Genomic DNA, 18253 nt, shown 5'->3' with positions numbered 1-18253 from the left:
GCTGGGCGCGCCGGGCGCGGGCGGGGCCCGGCGTGGCCCGTCCGCCTCGTTCGCCCCCGTCCGTCCGGTGACCCACCGTCCGCGCCCTGTCACCCCTTGCCCACCAGGGCGGCGCCTGTCAACGGCACCCCGTTCCCGGGGTACGCTGGATGGTCACCCCTGCCAGCTCATGAAAGACGCCGCGATGCCTGTCGAGACGGTCTTCCCGCGCCTGGAAGCGCTTCTCCCGCATGTCCAGAAGCCCATCCAGTACGTCGGTGGAGAGCTCAACTCCACCGTCAAAGACTGGGATTCCTGCGATGTGCGCTGGTCGCTCATGTACCCGGACGCCTACGAGGTCGGGCTGCCCAACCAGGGCGTCATGATCCTTTACGAGGTCCTCAACGAACGTGAGGGCGTGCTGGCCGAACGCACGTACAGCGTCTGGCCGGACCTCGAAGCGCTGATGCGCGAGCACAAGGTGCCGCAGTTCACGGTCGACGCGCACCGCCCGGTCAGCGCCTTCGACGTGCTCGGCGTCTCCTTCTCCACCGAGCTGGGCTACACCAACCTGCTCACCGCCCTGGACCTCTCGGGCATCCCGATCGAGGCCAAGGACCGTACGGACGAGCACCCGCTGATCCTCGCGGGCGGCCACGCCGCGTTCAACCCGGAGCCGATCGCCGACTTCCTGGACTGCGCGGTCGTCGGCGACGGCGAGCAGGCCGTGCTGGAGATCACCGACATCATCCGCGCCTGGAAGGCCGAGGGCCGTCCGGGCGGGCGCGACGAGCTGCTGTTCCGCCTCGCGAGGACCGGCAGCGTGTACGTCCCCAAGTTCTACGACGTGGAGTACCTGGCCGACGGGCGCATCTCGCGCGTCGTGCCGAACCGCTCCGGCGTCCCGTGGCGGGTGTCCAAGCACACCGTCATGGACCTGGACGAGTGGCCCTACCCCAAGCAGCCGCTCGTCCCGCTGGCCGAGACCGTCCACGAACGGATGTCGGTCGAGATCTTCCGTGGCTGCACCCGCGGCTGCCGTTTCTGCCAGGCAGGCATGATCACGCGTCCCGTGCGGGAGCGAAGCATCACCGGCATCGGCGAGATGGTGGACAAGGGCCTCAAGGCCACGGGATTCGAGGAGGTCGGCCTGCTGTCGCTGTCCTCCGCGGACCACTCCGAGATCGGCGACATCGCCAAGGGCCTCGCCGACCGGTACGAGGAAGACAAGATCGGCCTGTCGCTGCCGTCGACCCGCGTCGACGCCTTCAACGTCGATCTTGCCAACGAGCTGACGCGCAACGGCCGTCGCTCGGGTCTGACCTTCGCGCCCGAGGGCGGCAGCGAGCGGATGCGCAAGGTCATCAACAAGATGGTCTCGGAAGAGGACCTGATCCGTACGGTCGCCACGGCCTACGGCAACGGCTGGCGGCAGGTGAAGCTGTACTTCATGTGCGGCCTGCCCACCGAGACCGACGAGGACGTCCTCCAGATCGGCGACATGGCGGTCAACGTGATCGCCAAGGGCCGCCAGGTGGCCAACTCCAACGACATCCGCTGCACGGTCTCCATCGGCGGCTTCGTGCCCAAGCCGCACACGCCGTTCCAGTGGGCGCCGCAGCTCTCCGCCGAGGAGACCGACGCGCGCCTGGAGAAGCTGCGCGACAAGATCCGCGGTGACAAGAAGTACGGCCGGTCCATCGGCTTCCGCTACCACGACGGCAAGCCCGGCATCGTCGAGGGCCTGCTCTCGCGCGGTGACCGCCGCGTCGGCTCGGTCATCCGCGCCGTCTACGAGGGCGGCGGCCGCTTCGACGGCTGGCGTGAGCACTTCTCGTACGACCGCTGGATGAAGGCCGCCGAGGAGACGCTGCCCGAGTACGGCGTGGACGTCGCCTGGTACACCACCCGTGAGCGCACCTACGAGGAGGTCCTGCCCTGGGACCACCTCGACTCCGGCCTGGACAAGGACTGGCTCTGGGAGGACTGGCAGGACGCCCTCGACGAGACCGAGGTCGAGGACTGCCGCTGGACCCCGTGCTTCGACTGCGGCGTGTGCCCGCAGCTCGACCTCGACATCCAGATCGGCCCCACGGGCAAGAAGCTGCTGCCGCTGTCCGTCGTCAAGCAGGCGTAAACAGAAGCAGGCGTTACCGAAACAAGCGTTCCAGGCACGTGCCCCGGCCCGGCCCCCGCAGCGATGCGGCGGCCGGGCCGCGGCATGTGCGCGTCAGTGCCCATAACGGGCGCGAGGGGGAGAAAGCCGTATGGAGCCGACCGGGCCGACCGGGCTGCCGTCACCAACCGGGCCGTCGCCCACCGGGCCATCGCTCACCAAGAGGCCGGACCACCGCCAGGAGCCGAACGGTCCCTCTGAGCCGAACCGTCCCTCTGAACCGAACCACCCCCCTGAGCCGGCCCGCCACCAAGAGCCCGGCCGCCACCGGGTGCCCGACCGTCACGAGCCGGGCGAAGGCTGTCTGACGCGGGTCGTCCGGCTGCCGGTGCGCATCGTCGTGCTGGTGCTCGTGGTGCCGGTGCGCATGGTGTGGGACGTGCTCGCCGCCTGCGGCCGTGCCCTGCACCGTGGCGTGCTGCGCCCGGTGGGCCGCGGCCTCGCCCGGCTGGGGCGCGTCCTGGTCGTCGCGCCGCTGACCTGGGTGCACCGCCGGATACTGACGCCGGTCGGGCGCGGTGTCGCCTGGACCGCCCGGGCCTTCGGCGCGGCGCTGCGCTGGGTGGTCAAGGCGCTCTTCCTCTGGCCGTGGGTGGCCCTGTGGCGGTACGTCCTGGTGCCGGTCGGTGTGGCCATCGGTACGGCCGTGGCCTGGCTGGCGCACCACCTGATCGTGGTGCCGGTGCTCTGGGCGTACCGCCGGCTCCTCACCCCGGTGGGGCACGCCTTCGCGTGGCTGGGCCGCGGGTTCGTCGGGCTGCTCCGCGGGCTGGGCGCGGGGCTCGCCTGGCTCGGCCGTCACCTGGTCGTGCGCCCCGCCCGGTGGTGCCACCGCCGGGTACTGACGCCGGTCGGGCGCGGGATCGCCTGGGTGGTCCGCGGCGTCGTGGCCGCCGTCGCCGCGCTCGTACGGTGGACGGTCGTCGTCCCGGCCGTCGCGGTGTGGCGGTACGTCCTGGCCCCGGCGGGCCGGGCGCTCGGCGCCGTCGTGACCGTCCTGGCGCGCGAGACGGCTGCCGCGTTCGCGCACTGCTGGCGGGTGGCCGGGTACATCTCCCGGGCCGTCGGCCGGTTCCTCGGCACACTCCTGCGGTGGATCTTCGTCGAACCGTTCCGGTGGGCGTACCGCACGGTCCTCACCCCGGTGGGCCATGCCGTACGGGACGGCCTGTGGCGCCCGGTGCGGCGCGCGGCGGGCGAGGCGGGCCGGTCCGTACGCGGCGCGCTGGCCGCCGCCCGGCAGTCCGTACGGCAGGCCCGCGCCGAGGTGCGGCGGGCCCTGTTCGGGGCGCCGAAGCGGCCGGAGCGTGCCGCGGTGCCGGAGCCCCGGCGGGAACCGGTGGCACCGCGGGCACGTACTCTAGGTAAGACGTCCGGGCGCGACGTGTCCCCGCCTGGGCGGGGGTCCGGACCGGGCGACGCCGGGTAGGTGTCATCCGGGACCGTCCCCGCCCCACGCGGGGGTGACGTCCAGCAGCGCCCTCACACCAAGGAGAAGTAACACTGGGCAAGCGACAGCCCGAAGGCCCGCCGCCCGCACCGGCGGTGCAGCGCATCCGACTGCGCTACACCAAGCGCGGCCGCCTCCGGTTCACCAGCCACCGCGACTTCCAGCGCGCTTTCGAGCGGGCGCTGCGCCGCGCCGAGGTCCCCATGGCCTATTCGGCGGGCTTCACCCCGCACCCCAAGGTGTCGTACGCCAACGCCGCGCCGACCGGTACCGGCAGCGAGGCCGAGTACCTGGAGATCCAGCTCACCGAGCGCCGCGACCCGGCCATGCTCCGGGAACTGCTGAACGAGTCGCTGCCGCCCGGTCTGGACATCACCGACGCGGTGGAGGCCCACACCTCCGGGCTCGCCGACCGGCTCCAGGCCTCGGTGTGGGAGCTGCGGCTCGACGGCGTCGAGCCCGCCACGGCGGCCCGGGCCGTCGAGGCGTTCCTCGCCGCCGAGGAAGTGCAGGTCGAACGCCGTACGAAGAACGGCATGCGGGCCTTCGACGCGCGGGCCGCGGTCGCCCGTCTCGAAGCCGCCGCCCCCGAGGGCGATAGGCCGGACGGCAAAGCCTGTGCGATACTGCGGCTGGTTGTTCGGCATTTGACACCTGCCGTACGACCCGACGACGTCCTGTCCGGCCTCCGAGCTACGGCCGACCTGGCGCCGCCGGTCCCCGCAGCGGTGACCAGGCTGGCGCAGGGGCTGCTCGATGAGGAGACCGGCGCGGTGACCGACCCGCTCGCGCCCGATCGCGACGCTGCCGAGGCCGGCACAACAACGGCCGCCGGCTGAGTGCCGCGAGGCGCCGGACGGTTCTGCACAGGACCGCCGTCGTCGCGTCGCCGATCAACCAGGGAGCCACCCCGGTCCGGCAGACGCACTGACCAGCAGACTTTCGCCGGTCCCCGACCTACGGGCCCGGCGAGCGAGACGACAGCTCCCGTGCGGCGCCCGCGCCCCGGAGGGCGGCACCGCGCACCATCGGCGGGCCGCGTCCGGAATCAGGCGCGGCGCCCGGGAGCGTGACGGGAGAACCGCCCGCATGCTCGAACCCATTGAGCCCAACGAACCCAGTGGTCCCACGGAGCACTCCTCCGAGGGCAGCACCCCCAGCGACACGCTGCCGCCGCGCCGCCGGCGCCGCGCCGCCTCCCGGCCGGCCGGCCCGCCCAGCGCGGCGTCGAGCACCCCGGCCGGGAGCCCGGTGACCGTGGACAGCGGCGCCGAGACCGCCGGCAGCGCGGCCGCGAGCGCCGCGCAGGACGACCGGAGCGCCGCCTCCACGGCCGTCTCCGGCGACGACGCCAAGCCGGCGCGCGCGCGCCGCCGTGCCACCCGTAAGGCCACCGCTCCCGCGGGCCCCCCGCAGGCGGGCGAGGCCGCGCAGACCGCTGCCGAGGCTCCGGCCGCCGCGCCGGCCCCGCAGGAGACGCAGCCGGCCGCCGAGGACGAGGCGCCGAGCGCCCGCCCCCGCCGCCGCGCCACCCGCCGTTCCTCCGCGCCGGCCGGCTCGCCGGCCGCCGAGGCGCCCGCCGCCGAAGCGCCGCAGGCCACCGGCCAGGACACCGCGCCCGCCGCCGAGCAGCCCGCCGCCGCCGAGCGGCCCGCCGCGTCCGACGACGCCAAGCCCGCCCGTGCGCGTCGCCGTGCCACCCGTAAGGCCACCGCCCCCGCCGGCTCCCCGCAGTCCGCCGCCGAGCAGCCGACCGTGGCCGCCCCGGCGCCGGCCGACGTCGAGGCCGAGGAGGAGGTCGCCGAGGAGGCCGAGGAGGCCGAGGAGACCGCCGCGGTCCAGGCCCCGGCCGCGCCCGCCGAGGACACCAAGCCCGCCCGTGCGCGTCGCCGTGCCACCCGTAAGGCCACCGCCCCCGCGGGCTCCCCGCTGGCGGGCGACGCCACGGAGAGCGCCCCGGCCGCCGCTGCCGCCCCCGAGGCCGCCGAGCAGGCCGCCCCGTCCGGCTCCGGTGACGCGCCCCGCCGCCGCCCGCGCCGCCGCGGCGACCGTGCGGCCGAGGCCGCGCAGCGGGAGCAGCCCGCCGCCGAGCAGCCGCGTGCCGAGGCCGCGCCGGAGGAGCCCGCCCGTGGCTCCCGCCGCCGTGACCGGCGCCCGCCGACGGCCATGTTCCAGGCCCCGGTCTTCACCGAGCCGATGTTCCAGACCCCGGAGACCGCCGCCGCGGCGGCCGCCGCCGCGGCCGAGCAGGCCGCCGACGAGCCCGCCGAGCCGGAGGAGCAGCCGGCGGCCGGCAGCCGCCGTCGCCGCCGCCGGGGCGCCGCCGTCGAGTCCGAGCAGCGGCCCGCCGCCGAGCAGGCGCCGGCCCAGAACGCCGAGAACGTCCAGGACGCGCAGGGCACCCACGACGCCCCCGTCGCGCAGGACGCCCCGGACGACGACGAGGACGACACCGACGACGAGCGTGGCGAGGCCGCGCAGGGCGACGACGAGTCGGGTGACCGCCCCTCGCGCCGCCGCCGTCGCGGAGGCCGCCGCCGCCGTCGCGGTGAGGCCGCCGACGGCAGCGACGAGCAGCCGGGCGAGGCGCAGGAGTCCGACGCCGGGCAGTCCGACGCCGAGGAGGAGGCCGAGCAGGCCGAGTCCGCCGCGGACGACGACCAGCAGGGCGGCGGCTCCAGCAGCAGCCGCCGGCGCCGTCGTCGGCGCCGGCGCAGCGGTGACCTCGGTGACGGGGACGCCGGCCAGGGCGGCGACGACCCGGAGCGTACGGTCGTCAAGGTCCGCGAGCCGCGCAAGAAGGACGAGCCGTCCGACGAGGTCCAGTCCATCAAGGGCTCGACGCGTCTGGAGGCCAAGAAGCAGCGCCGCCGCGAGGGCCGCGAGCAGGGCCGCCGTCGGGTGCCGATCATCACCGAGGCGGAGTTCCTGGCGCGCCGCGAGGCCGTCGAGCGCGTGATGGTCGTCCGCCAGAGCGGTGAGCGCACCCAGATCGGCGTCCTGGAGGACGACGTGCTCGTCGAGCACTTCGTCAACAAGGAGCAGGCGACGTCGTACGTCGGCAACGTCTACCTCGGCAAGGTGCAGAACGTCCTGCCGTCGATGGAGGCCGCCTTCGTCGACATCGGCAAGGGCCGCAACGCCGTGCTGTACGCGGGCGAGGTCAACTTCGAGGCGCTCGGCATGGCCAACGGCCCGCGCCGCATCGAGACCGCGCTGAAGTCCGGCCAGTCCGTGCTGGTCCAGGTGACCAAGGACCCGATCGGCCACAAGGGCGCCCGCCTGACCAGCCAGGTCTCGCTGCCCGGCCGCTACCTGGTCTACGTGCCCGAGGGCTCGATGACCGGCATCAGCCGCAAGCTGCCGGACACCGAGCGGGCGCGCCTGAAGCAGATCCTGAAGAAGATCGTTCCCGAGGACGCGGGCGTCATCGTCCGTACCGCCGCGGAGGGCGCCAGCGAGGACGAGCTGCGCCGCGACGTGGAGCGCCTGCAGGCGCAGTGGGAGGACATCCAGAAGAAGGCCAAGGCGGGTTCCACCAGCTCGCCGAGCCTGCTGTACGGCGAGCCCGACATGACCGTCCGGGTCGTCCGCGACATCTTCAACGAGGACTTCTCCAAGGTCATCGTCAGCGGTGACGAGGCATGGGAGACCATCCACGGCTACGTCTCGCACGTGGCGCCGGACCTGGTCGACCGCCTCCAGAAGTGGACCTCGGACGTCGACGTCTTCGCGACGTACCGCATCGACGAGCAACTGATGAAGGCGCTGGACCGCAAGGTCTGGCTGCCCTCCGGCGGCTCGCTGGTGATCGACAAGACCGAGGCCATGGTCGTCATCGACGTGAACACCGGGAAGTTCACCGGCCAGGGCGGCAACCTCGAAGAGACCGTGACCAGGAACAACCTGGAGGCGGCCGAGGAGATCGTGCGCCAGCTCCGGCTGCGCGACCTGGGCGGCATCGTCGTCATCGACTTCATCGACATGGTGCTGGAGTCCAACCGGGACCTGGTGCTGCGGCGGATGCTGGAGTGCCTGGGCCGCGACCGTACGAAGCACCAGGTCGCCGAGGTCACCTCGCTGGGCCTGGTCCAGATGACCCGTAAGCGGGTCGGCCAGGGCCTGCTGGAGTCCTTCTCCGAGCCGTGCGTGCACTGCAACGGACGCGGCGTCATCGTCCACATGGACCAGCCGTCCTCGGCCGGCGGCGGTGGCGGCGGCAAGCGCAAGAAGAAGGGCAAGTCCGGAGCCGCCGGCCCGGACCACCAGCAGCCCGACCATCAGCACCACGACGAGCACCAGGACGTCGCCGAGAGCGCGCGGGCCGGCGAGCACCCGGAGCTGGAGCCGGTCGCGGTGACCGAGGCGGAGCTGCAGCCCGCGGTGGCCGACACCGACGAGTGGTTCGGCAGCCCGGCGGAGGCCGAGGCGGCAGCCGGTGGCGTGCGCGGCCGTGGCCGCCGTCGCGCCAGCCGCAAGGTGTCCGCCCCGGCGGGCGCGCCCAAGGCATCCGAGGCCGCCGCGATCGTGGTGGAGGCCGCCGAGCCCGCGCCGGCACCGGCCGCCGAGCCGGAGCCCGCCGTGGAGCCGGAACCGGCCGCCGAGCCCGCGCCGGCCCGCCCGCGCCGCCGTGCGACCCGTAAGGCGACCGCCCCCGCGGGCTCGCCCAAGGTCGCCGCGGACGCTCCGGTGGCGGACGCCGCGCCCGAGCCGGTCGCCGAGGCGCCCGCCGACAGCGCCGTGACCGTGGACGCCGCGCCCGCGGACGACACCGTGAGCACGGACGGCGCCGCGGCCGCCGAGGTCACCGAGGAGGCCGCCGAGGAGGCGCCCGCCAAGAAGACCGCGGCGAAGAAGGCGGCCAAGAAGGCGCCCGCGAAGAAGGCGGCGGCCAAGAAGACGGCCACGGCCAAGAAGGCGGCGGCGAAGAAGACCACCACCGCCAAGAAGGCCACGGCGGAGAAGGCCACCACCACGACGGCCACCGCCAAGAAGGCCACCGCCAAGAAGGCCACCGCCAAGAAGGCGGCCACCAAGAAGACCACCGCGAAGAAGACCACGACGAAGAAGGCGGCGGCCAAGAAGACCGCCGCCGCCGAGCAGGCCCCGGCCGCCTCGGTGTCGGCTTCCGCGGAGGACTGAACCGGTCGGACCGTGTCCCCGGGCCGCATGCGGCCCGGGGACCGGTTTGACCCCCAGGTCAAGGCCCCGTAACCTTAACCGTCGGCGTGTGTATGCATGCCCAACCCCTGAGCAAACACCTCCCGGTCCGCCGGGAGAGGCCGCTCGTCCACTCGGATTCCACGGGATCGTCACGAACCCGTGTGAGCGGCTGGCATCAGAGGTCCCGTTCCTAGCGAGAGAGAGTTCCGCGTGTACGCGATCGTGCGCACCGGCGGCCGTCAGCAGAAGGTTGCTGTCGGCGACGTCATCGAGGTAGACCGCATTTCCACCAGCAAGGTCGGCGACTCCGTCGAGCTCTCCACGCTGCTGGTCGTCGACGGTGACTCGGTCACCAGCGACCCGTGGGTCCTGGCGGGCGTGAAGGTCCAGGCCGAGGTTGTCGACCACCACAAGGGCGACAAGATCCGGATCCAGAAGTACAAGAACAAGACCGGTTACAAGAAGCGGATCGGCCACCGCCAGCTGCACACCGCGCTCAAGATCACCGGCATCGACGCTCCGGCGAAGTAAGGGACTGAGGAGACATGGCACACAAGAAGGGCGCATCGTCCACTCGGAACGGTCGCGATTCCAATGCTCAGCGGCTCGGCGTGAAGCGCTTCGGCGGTCAGGCCGTCCTCGCCGGTGAGATCCTGGTCCGCCAGCGCGGCACCCACTTCCACCCGGGCACGGGCGTCGGCCGCGGCGGCGACGACACCCTGTTCGCCCTGGCCGAGGGTGCGGTGCAGTTCGGCACCCACCGTGGCCGCAAGGTCGTGAACATCGTCCCGATCGCTGAGTGACCCACCACCTCAGCGTCGAGCGATAGCTCAGCAGCACCACTCCGAGGGCGGACCGCCTCTCCCCGCAGTACGCGGGAAGGCCGGTCCGCCCTTGGCGTGTTAGTACAGAGACAACCCCGTCGTATCTGGAGGCACCCCCACCATGACCACCTTCGTGGACCGCGTCGAGCTGCATGTCGCCGCGGGTAACGGAGGCCACGGCGTGGCCTCCGTCATGCGCGAGAAGTTCAAGCCCCTCGGCGGCCCGGACGGCGGCAACGGCGGCCGCGGCGGCGACGTGATCCTGGTCGTCGACCAGGACGTCACCACACTCCTCGAATACCACCACCACCCGCACCGCAAGGCCACCAACGGCCAGCCGGGCGCCGGCGACCACCGCGCCGGCAAGAACGGCCAGGACCTGGTCCTGCCGGTCCCCGACGGCACCGTCGTCCTGGACCGCGCGGGCAACGTGCTCGCCGACATGATCGGCCAGGGCACCACCTTCATCGCGGGCCAGGGCGGCCGGGGCGGCCTCGGCAACGCGGCGCTGGCCTCCGCCCGCCGCAAGGCCCCCGGCTTCGCGCTGCTCGGCGAGCCCGGCGAGGCCCGGGACATCGTGCTGGAGCTCAAGACCGTCGCGGACGTCGCGCTGGTCGGCTACCCGAGCGCCGGCAAGTCCTCGCTGATCTCTGTGCTCTCGGCCGCCAAGCCGAAGATCGCCGACTACCCGTTCACCACCCTGGTGCCCAACCTGGGCGTGGTGACGGCCGGCTCGACCGTCTACACCATCGCGGACGTGCCCGGTCTGATCCCCGGCGCCAGCCAGGGCAAGGGCCTGGGCCTGGAGTTCCTGCGGCACGTGGAGCGCTGCGAGGTGCTCGTGCACGTCCTGGACACCGCGACCCTGGAGTCCGACCGTGACCCGGTCTCCGACCTCGACATCATCGAGGCGGAGCTGGCGCAGTACGGCGGCCTGGACAACCGGCCGCGCGTCGTGGTCCTCAACAAGATCGACATTCCGGACGGGCAGGACCTCGCCGACATGATCCGCCCCGACCTGGAGGAGCGCGGCTACCGCGTCTTCGAGGTCTCGGCCGTCGCGCGCACCGGCCTGAAGGAGCTGTCGTACGCGCTGGCCGACATCGTCGCCAAGGCCCGCGCCGCCAAGCCCGTACAGGAAGCCACCCGCATCGTCATCCGCCCGAAGGCCGTGGACGACGCGGGCTTCACGGTCACGCCGGAGGGCGAGAACTTCTTCCGCGTCCGCGGCGAGAAGCCCGAGCGCTGGGTGCGCCAGACCGACTTCAACAACGACGAGGCCGTCGGCTACCTCGCCGACCGCCTCAACCGCCTCGGCGTCGAGGACGCGCTGCGCAAGGTCGGCGCGCACGCCGGCGACGGCATCGCGATCGGCCCCGAGGACAACGCGGTCGTCTTCGACTGGGAGCCGATGATGGCGGCGGGCGCCGAGATGCTCGGCCGCCGCGGCGAGGACCACCGCATGGAGGCGCCGCGGCCGGCCGCGCAGCGCCGCCGCGACCGCGAGGCGGCGCGGGACGAGGTGGAGGACGAGTACCAGGACTTCCGCCCCTTCTAGTCGCGGTCCGACCGGCCCACAGGGGAGGCCCCCGGGAAGCGCTGCTCCCGGGGGCCTCCCCTGTGGGCGGCGTTCCAGGCGGCAGGACGGTCAGGGGCGGGCCGTGGGGCATGGGCGCGATCAATGGGGGAGCAGGGGCGTCCCGAGGTGCCGCCGGGCCGCCCTGCGCGAATCCGGCGGGCGTCCGCCTGCCCTCCTGCCGTAGATTGCGGTGGTACGGAACCACCCGTACGGACCTTCCGTACGCGGCGGTGCACAGGCGAGCACAGGGGTAGGCAGTGGCAGGCGCAAGGCAGGACGTGACGGACGCCCGCAGGATCGTGGTCAAGGTCGGTTCGTCCTCGCTGACCACCGCGAGCGGCGGCCTGGACGCGGACCGGGTGGACGCGCTGGTGGACGTGCTGGCCAAGCACCAGGACAAGGAGATCGTGCTGGTCTCCTCCGGTGCCATCGCGGCCGGCCTGGCGCCGCTGGGCCTGGACCGGCGCCCGCGCGACCTGGCCCGGCAGCAGGCCGCCGCCAGCGTCGGCCAGGGCCTGCTGGTCGCCCGCTACACCGCCTCCTTCGCGCGCTATGGCCGCCGGGTCGGCCAGGTCCTGCTGACCTCGGACGACACCAGCCGCCGCGCCCACTACCGCAACGCCTTCCGGACCCTGGACCAGCTCCTGGCCATGGGCGCCGTGCCGATCGTCAACGAGAACGACACCGTCGCCACCGACGAGATCCGCTTCGGCGACAACGACCGGCTGGCCGCCCTCGTCGCCCACCTCGTACGGGCCGACCTGCTCGTGCTGCTCTCGGACGTGGACGGGCTCTACGACGGCGACCCGTCCACCCCCGGCACCTCCCGCATGGCCGAGGTGCGCGGGCCGGCCGACCTGGAGGGCATCTCCATCGGCAGCGCGGGCCGGGCCGGCGTCGGCACCGGCGGCATGGTCACCAAGGTCGAGGCGGCCCGGATCGCCGCCGCGGCCGGCATCCCGGTCGTGCTGACCTCCGCCGTGCACGCCGCGGAGGCGCTGGCCGGCGGCCCCACCGGCACCCACTTCCTGCGCACCGGCCGCCGCTCCGCCGACCGGCTGCTGTGGCTCGCGCACGCCTCCACCCCGCGCGGCGCGCTGGTCCTGGACGACGGCGCCGTCGAGGCCGTGGTCGAACGGAACTCCTCGCTGCTGCCGGCCGGTATCGCCTCGGTCGAAGGAGAGTTCAGCGCCGGTGACCCGGTCGAACTGCGGGACACCACGGGCCGCGCCGTCGCCCGTGGCCTGGTCAACTTCGACGCGCGGGAGGTCCCGCGGCTGATCGGCCGCTCCACCCGCGACCTCGCCCGCGAGCTGGGGCCCGCGTACGAGCGCGAGGTCGTGCACCGCGACGATCTGGTCGTACTGCACCACTGACGGTCGTCACAACAGGGAAACAAGTGGCAGGAAAGGTCCAAAGACCAGCCTTTCCACGGAGACCTTCTCGAAAATGCCCCCGCGACGGCCCGCGGGCTGGTCAACTTTGTTGCGGGGACGGCGTCAGGGGAGCGCCGTCCGCCGCGCGCGAGTGCGCGCCGTGAGACAGCAGTGCCGGACCACTGCCGAGGAACCGCCCGCGACCGGGCCCCGGAGCAGCGTGACCCGCGGTGACCCGAGCGGTCCGTCCGCGGCGGCGCATCCGGCGGCGGTCCGGTGCCGGTGAAGGACGACAGCACCGATCGGCTCCGCCCCCGTACGTACGAGCGGAGCGATACGCATAACAGGAGGCCGCCGGTGAGACGAGGGCGCTCAGGGGCGCTGCCCCGAGGGACGGCGGAGCGCACACTGACCAGCGTGGGAGCCGCCGGACCGGACGGCGGTTCCGCATCCGGGGACCGCGCGGGGCCGGGCCGGGTGACGTCCGAGCGGTCGGCGGCCGGGCGGCGCGAGGCGTCCCGGCTGTGGCACGTCACCCTCAGCGTCTCGGGGGCCGAGGCCCCCGTGCAGGAGGTCCGGCGGGCACTCGAACAGCTCGCCCACGACCACCCTTTCCTGCTGACCAGCCGCTACGCCAACGACCATGCCGAGATCCGCTACTGGGAAGAGGCCCGCGACCTGCACGACGCGGCGGCGGTCGCGCTGCGGCTGTGGGGCGAGCACCGCTCCTCGGCCGGGCTGCCGCCGTGGGAGATCGTGGGCCTGGAGGTCATCGACCGGGAGACCTACCACCAGCGCGTCGCCGAGGGATACGGTCCGCCGCCGGCCTCCCCGGTGGGCGTGCACCCGTACTGACGGCCGTACCGGCCGGCGGCGGGCCCGGCTCCGGGCCGCGGTCCGCCGCTTCCGGGGCGGCGAGCGGCGAGCCGTGGCGTCTTGCCAGATGGAACGCGGCCGGGCCGCGCTCCGCCGCCCGGCTAGGCTTTCCGCCATGACCAGCGAATCAGCGCACTCCTCACCCGTCATCGAGACCGCCCGGCGCGCCAAGGAAGCGGCGGCCGTCCTGGCGCCGCAGCCGCGCACCGCGCGCGACGGCGCGCTGCTCGCCATCGCCGACGCCCTGGTGGCCCGTACGGAAGAGATCGTCGCCGCCAACGCCGGGGACGTCGCCAAGGCACGGGCCGCGGGCACCGGCGAGTCCCTGGTGGACCGGCTCACCCTGACCCCCGAGCGGGTCACCGCGATGGCCGCCGACGTCCGCGACGTGGTGGCCCTGCCCGACCCGGTGGGCGAGGTGCTGCGCGGCTCCACGCTGCCCAACGGCCTCGACCTGCGGCAGGTCCGGGTGCCGCTGGGCGTCGTCGGGATCATCTACGAGGCGCGGCCGAACGTGACCGTGGACGCCGCCGCGCTGTGCCTGAAGGCGGGCAACGCGGTGCTGCTGCGCGGTTCGTCCTCCGCGTACGCCTCGAACAGCGCGCTGGTGGAGGTGTTGCGGGACGCGGTGGCGAGCGTCGGGCTGCCGGCCGACGTCGTCCAGCTCGTCCCGGGGGAGAGCCGCGACTCGGTGCGCGAGCTGATGCGGGCGCGCGGCCTGGTCGACGTGCTGATCCCGCGCGGCGGCGCCTCGCTGATCCGTACGGTCGTCGAGGAGTCCACGGTCCCGGTGATCGAGACCGGCACCGGCAACTGCCATGTGTACGTGGACGAGCACGCCGACATCGACATGGCGCTGGACATCCTGATCAACTCCAAGGCGCAGCGGCCCAGCGTCTGCAACGCGGCCGAGACGGTCCTGGTGCACGCGGGCATCGCCGAGGCGTTCCTGCCGCGGGCGCTGGAGGCGCTGACCCAGGCGGGGGTGATCGTGCACGGCGACACGGCGTGGCAGCAGGCCGGCCCCGGCCTGGTCGCGCCCGCCACGGACGAGGACTGGGCGGCCGAGTACCTCTCGTACGACATCGCCGCGGCCGTCGTGCAGGACCTGGACGCCGCGGTGGCGCACATCCGCCGCTGGTCCTCCGGCCACACCGAGGCGATCGTCACCACCTCGCAGGCGGCGGCCCGCCGCTTCACCCAGCTCGTGGACTCCACGACGGTCGCGGTCAACGCCTCCACCCGCTTCACCGACGGCAGCCAGTTCGGGTTCGGCGCCGAGATCGGCATCTCGACGCAGAAGCTGCACGCCCGCGGCCCGATGGGGCTCCCGGAGCTGACCTCGACGAAGTACGTCGTCACGGGCGACGGCCACACACGCTGACGGTACGGGCGGGCGGCGCGTCCGGCGCCCGCGGCACGGGCGGGGAGCGCGCCGGTCCGCGGCCGAATTCCCGTGCTGTCCGCCCACAACCGGCCGGCCCGGGCTAGTCTGGACGGGTGCCGGACGACGTGGGGGGCAGGCCGTTCCCGGACGGCGAGGAGCCCGACGAGCACAGTCAGCCGAGCCACGGGGAAGCGGACGAGGACTTCGCCTCCGTGGTCCTCGACGAGGACTTCGTGCGTTCCGCGCGCTTCCACGAACCCACCGCGGCGGAACGGATGCTGGCCGCGGCCCAGGCGCGCGCCGAAGCCGACGCCGCCCGCGCCCGCCCGGGGTACGGCACCGACCCGGACCCCGACGACCCGGGCGGCCGGCCCCGCACCACGGGCCGCCGCTTCGGCCGCGCCGACGACACCCGCGAGCGGAGCGAGGACCCGGACGCGCACGATCCCCACGATCCCCACGGTCCGTACGGCCCGTACGGCGGCGCCCTGCGCCCGTACCGCGGCAGTGTCCGCTGGCACCGCCCGGTGGCCTGGGTGCTCGCGGTCCTCATGGGCATCGGGCTCGTCGCGCTCGCCTTCTCCGCGGTCCACCGCGGAGCGTCCGGCGGGCGCACGCAGAATCCGACGCCACCGCCCGCGACCAGCGGCGTGGACGGCATACCGCCCGTCCGCTCCAGCCTGCTGCCTTCGGCGTCCGCCTCGGCCGAGTCGACGCCGCCGCCCGCGCCGGCCACCCCGCGCGCTGGCTGAGCGCCTCCGGGGCGCCGCGCGGGCCCCAGGAGCGGGCCCGGTTGCCGCAAGTGAGGGCCACAGCTCCGAAAGAGCCCGCCGAACTTGTCCCGTACCAGCGCGTTTACCGGCGCCTCCACAGACCTACCCTTGTGGTATGGCCGGTGCTGGTGACCCTCCCGAAGGGACCCCCGAGGGCGCCGCGGGAGGCGGAGAGGACGAATACCGATCCGTCGTCTTCGACGAATCGTTCGTACGAGCTGCACGCCTTCAGGAGTACTCGGCGAGGGAGCGCATGGAGGACCACGCACGGGCCGTGCGCACCCGGCACGCCTGGGCACGGCTCGGCGGCGCACGGCAGGCCGTGCTCCTCGCCCTGCTGCTCGTCATCGCCTTCGGCACCGCGATCTACATGGGCATCCGGCACCCCTACCGGCCTCCCGAGCCGATGGCGGCGGAGCCGCTGCGGTCCACGGTCGTGCCGCTGGCGCCGGCCGGCGCCGTGCCGGGCGGCAGACCGGCCGACCTCTTCGCGCGCAGCCCCGCGGCGCAGTACCGCGTCGGCGCGGCGGGCGTGAACCTGCCCGCGGTCTCGCGCACCGAGCACTTCTCGGACGGCCAGATCGTCTCCGCCCTGACCCTGGCCAAGGACTACATCGTGCGGTCCTCGATCGACCCGGCCACCCTGACGGGCGGGTCCGTACGGCCGGTGGGGCTGTTGATCGATCCCCGCCAACTCGACCAGTTCGACCGGAGTCTGGCGCACCCGGCCGATGACGGGCGGCACGCGGCCACCGGCTGGCTGACCCGCTTCGACCCGGGCCGGGTGGAGCTGGCCGACCCCAACGTCCGGGTGAGCGGCACGCTTTCGGTCACCGAGGTCAGTGCGGACGCGCTGGAGGTCGGCGCCGACTTCACGTTCGCCTACGCGGTGCGCCCGGCGCAGGCCAGGGGGTCGGCGGCGCAACAGGCCGCCGGCGCCTCGCTGTTCACCGTCCGCCGGGAACTGCGCTTCCGCATCAGCCGCGACGACCTGGGCGACCACCGGCTGCAGGTGTTGCAGAGCAGTCTCCAGGCGGGGCCGATGTCCTGCGCCGCCGACGTGTCGGGCACCCTGCGCCCCCTGCTCGCGGGGGAGCGGGCCGGGGACGCCGGGCCGGCGGCCACCGACCCGTACGCCCGCGACCGCTCGAACACGGGGCTGTGCGGGAAGCTGGCGGCTACTTCCCGGCCGAGCCCGGCCCGTTAGCGCCGTCCGAGCCGTCCGATCCGTTAGCGCCGCCGGAACCGCCCGTGCCACCGGAACCGCCCGCGCCGCCCGGCCGGGAGCCGCCGCGGAAGACCGTGTCCCGCAGCTTGCCGCCGAGGTCACCGGCGCCGCCGGCTATGTCGCGCACCAGGCCCATCAGCGGGTCCTTGCTGGTGCGCACCGACTCGGCGTAATGCGCGGCGGACTCGCGGAAGGACTCGGAGACCGAGGTGTCCTTGTCCTCGTCCCTGCGGGGGTAGTGGCCGTCCATGATGCGCTGGTGGTCGCGGCTGGCCGCCCACTTCTTCAGCTCGGCCGCCCGTACGGTGGTGAACGGGTGGCTGCGCGGCAGCATGTTCAGCACCTTCAGGACGGAGTCGCGCAGGTCGCCGCCCGCCTCGTACTCCTCGGCCTGCTTCAGGAACGCGTCCACGTTCATCTCGTGCAGGTGGTTGCCACCGGCCAGCTTCATCAGGCCGCGCATCGACGCCCGCAGGTCCTGCCCGACCAGCAGACCGGCCCGGTCCGCCGACAGCTCCGACTTGCGGAACCACTCGCGCAGCGCCGTCACGATCGCCATGATCGCGACATTGCCCAGCGGGATCCAGGCGACCTTCAACGCGAGGTTCGTCAGGAACAGCAGGATCGTGCGGTACACCGCGTGGCCGGAGAGCGCGTGACCGACCTCGTGGCCGATGACCGCGCGCATCTCCTCCTCGTCGAGCAGCTCGACCAGGCCCGTGGTCAGCACGATGATGGGCTCGTCCAGGCCGATGCACATGGCGTTCGGCTGGGGGTCCTGGTTCACGTACATCGGCGGGACCTTCTCCAGGTCCAGGATGTAACACGCGTCCCGCAGCATGTCGTTGAGGTGCGCGAACTGCTGGTCACCGACGCGCACCGAGTCCGACAGGAACAGCAGCCGCAGGCTGCGCTCCGGCAACAGGCCGCTGAGCGTCTTGAAGACGGTGTCGAACCCGCTCAGCTTGCGCAGGGCCACGAGCGCGGAACGGTCCGCCGGGTGCTCGTAGGCGCGGGACGAGATCCCCGGGAACCGCCTGCGGTCCCGGCCCGGTACGCGCTCGCTGCCGCCTGGGCTCTCCGTCATTGGGGCCTCCCCCTGTTCGACTGCGTGTGATTCAGACTAGAGGACGCCACTGACAGCCATTTGGATGCCCAGGCGTACGCTGGCGGACGCACCAGGGCCCGCAGATGCCCACATGCCCGTACAAAGGGAGCGCTTCAGCCATGCCCAACACGAGCGTGCTGCTCGCCGCCGCGGCGGAGACCTCGAAGAACGACGGCCCGGGATGGATCCTGCGCACCGTCCTGATCGTCGGCATCCTCGGAGCCGTGCTCCTGGCATGGGTCCTGCTGCGCAATTACGGGAAGGACAACGACGACGACCGGGACTGACCCCGCCCCCGTCCCGGCCGCGGCCGCACCGTTCCCGGGCCGGGAGC

14 protein-coding genes are annotated in these 18253 nt (G+C 73.6%); 13 read left to right on the top strand and 1 reads right to left on the bottom strand.

Features of this window, described 5'->3' with window-relative positions:
- Window positions 1–184: 184 nt before the first annotated feature.
- The 12 genes from ACH4EB_RS03715 (at window position 185) to ACH4EB_RS03660 (ending at window position 16790) form a co-directional block, all read left to right on the top strand.
- Entirely contained in the window at window positions 185–2116 is a 1932-nt protein-coding gene (locus tag ACH4EB_RS03715) for a TIGR03960 family B12-binding radical SAM protein (protein WP_398345629.1), read from the top strand.
- Window positions 2117–2426: 310 nt separating this feature from the next.
- Entirely contained in the window at window positions 2427–3584 is a 1158-nt protein-coding gene (locus tag ACH4EB_RS03710) for a hypothetical protein (protein WP_398345628.1), read from the top strand.
- A 116-nt stretch (window positions 3585–3700) separates the two neighbouring features.
- Window positions 3701–4444, top strand: a complete 744-nt coding sequence (locus tag ACH4EB_RS03705) for a TIGR03936 family radical SAM-associated protein (RefSeq protein ID WP_398345627.1) — start codon at window positions 3701–3703, stop codon at window positions 4442–4444.
- Between the two features lie 250 nt (window positions 4445–4694).
- Window positions 4695–8747, top strand: a complete 4053-nt coding sequence (locus tag ACH4EB_RS03700) for a ribonuclease E/G (RefSeq protein WP_398345626.1) — start codon at window positions 4695–4697, stop codon at window positions 8745–8747.
- A 231-nt stretch (window positions 8748–8978) separates the two neighbouring features.
- A complete protein-coding gene (gene rplU, locus ACH4EB_RS03695) occupies window positions 8979–9299 on the top strand; it encodes a 50S ribosomal protein L21 (protein ID WP_242585072.1) in 321 nt (106 codons plus the stop codon).
- A 14-nt stretch (window positions 9300–9313) separates the two neighbouring features.
- Entirely contained in the window at window positions 9314–9571 is a 258-nt protein-coding gene (gene rpmA / locus ACH4EB_RS03690) for a 50S ribosomal protein L27 (protein ID WP_030020524.1), read from the top strand.
- Window positions 9572–9713: 142 nt separating this feature from the next.
- Entirely contained in the window at window positions 9714–11150 is a 1437-nt protein-coding gene (obgE, locus tag ACH4EB_RS03685; RefSeq protein ID WP_398345625.1) for a GTPase ObgE, read from the top strand.
- 299 nt (window positions 11151–11449) lie between these two features.
- Window positions 11450–12547, top strand: a complete 1098-nt coding sequence (proB, locus tag ACH4EB_RS03680; RefSeq protein WP_398345746.1) for a glutamate 5-kinase — start codon at window positions 11450–11452, stop codon at window positions 12545–12547.
- A gap of 357 nt (window positions 12548–12904) precedes the next feature.
- On the top strand, window positions 12905–13402 hold the full coding sequence (locus ACH4EB_RS03675; RefSeq protein ID WP_398345624.1) for a hypothetical protein: 498 nt from the start codon (window positions 12905–12907) through the stop codon (window positions 13400–13402).
- 136 nt (window positions 13403–13538) lie between these two features.
- Window positions 13539–14807 carry a glutamate-5-semialdehyde dehydrogenase gene (locus ACH4EB_RS03670; protein WP_398345623.1) on the top strand — a complete coding sequence of 423 codons (1269 nt, stop codon included), beginning with the start codon at window positions 13539–13541 and terminating at the stop codon, window positions 14805–14807.
- Window positions 14808–14923: 116 nt separating this feature from the next.
- The gene (locus ACH4EB_RS03665; RefSeq protein ID WP_398345622.1) at window positions 14924–15562 is read left to right on the top strand and encodes a hypothetical protein; all 639 of its coding nucleotides are present in this window, start codon (window positions 14924–14926) and stop codon (window positions 15560–15562) included.
- A gap of 136 nt (window positions 15563–15698) precedes the next feature.
- The gene (locus ACH4EB_RS03660) at window positions 15699–16790 is read left to right on the top strand and encodes a hypothetical protein (protein WP_398345621.1); all 1092 of its coding nucleotides are present in this window, start codon (window positions 15699–15701) and stop codon (window positions 16788–16790) included.
- Here the strand turns inward: ACH4EB_RS03660 and ACH4EB_RS03655 are convergent.
- Window positions 16762–17898, bottom strand: coding sequence for a M48 family metallopeptidase (locus ACH4EB_RS03655; protein WP_398345620.1), 1137 nt, complete (start codon window positions 17896–17898; stop codon window positions 16762–16764). The two genes, ACH4EB_RS03660 and ACH4EB_RS03655, sit on opposite strands and share 29 nt — an antisense overlap.
- 140 nt (window positions 17899–18038) lie before the next feature.
- On the opposite strand from ACH4EB_RS03655, the gene ACH4EB_RS03650 reads away from it, so the two are divergent.
- On the top strand, window positions 18039–18206 hold the full coding sequence (locus tag ACH4EB_RS03650; RefSeq protein ID WP_398345619.1) for a hypothetical protein: 168 nt from the start codon (window positions 18039–18041) through the stop codon (window positions 18204–18206).
- Window positions 18207–18253 lie beyond the last annotated feature (47 nt).

This window comes from Streptomyces sp. NPDC018045, from assembly GCF_044327445.1.
Classification (GTDB): Bacteria; Actinomycetota; Actinomycetes; order Streptomycetales; family Streptomycetaceae; genus Streptomyces.
Note: the sequence above shows the minus strand (reverse complement) of the source record. Positions and strands in the feature narration are given on the sequence as shown.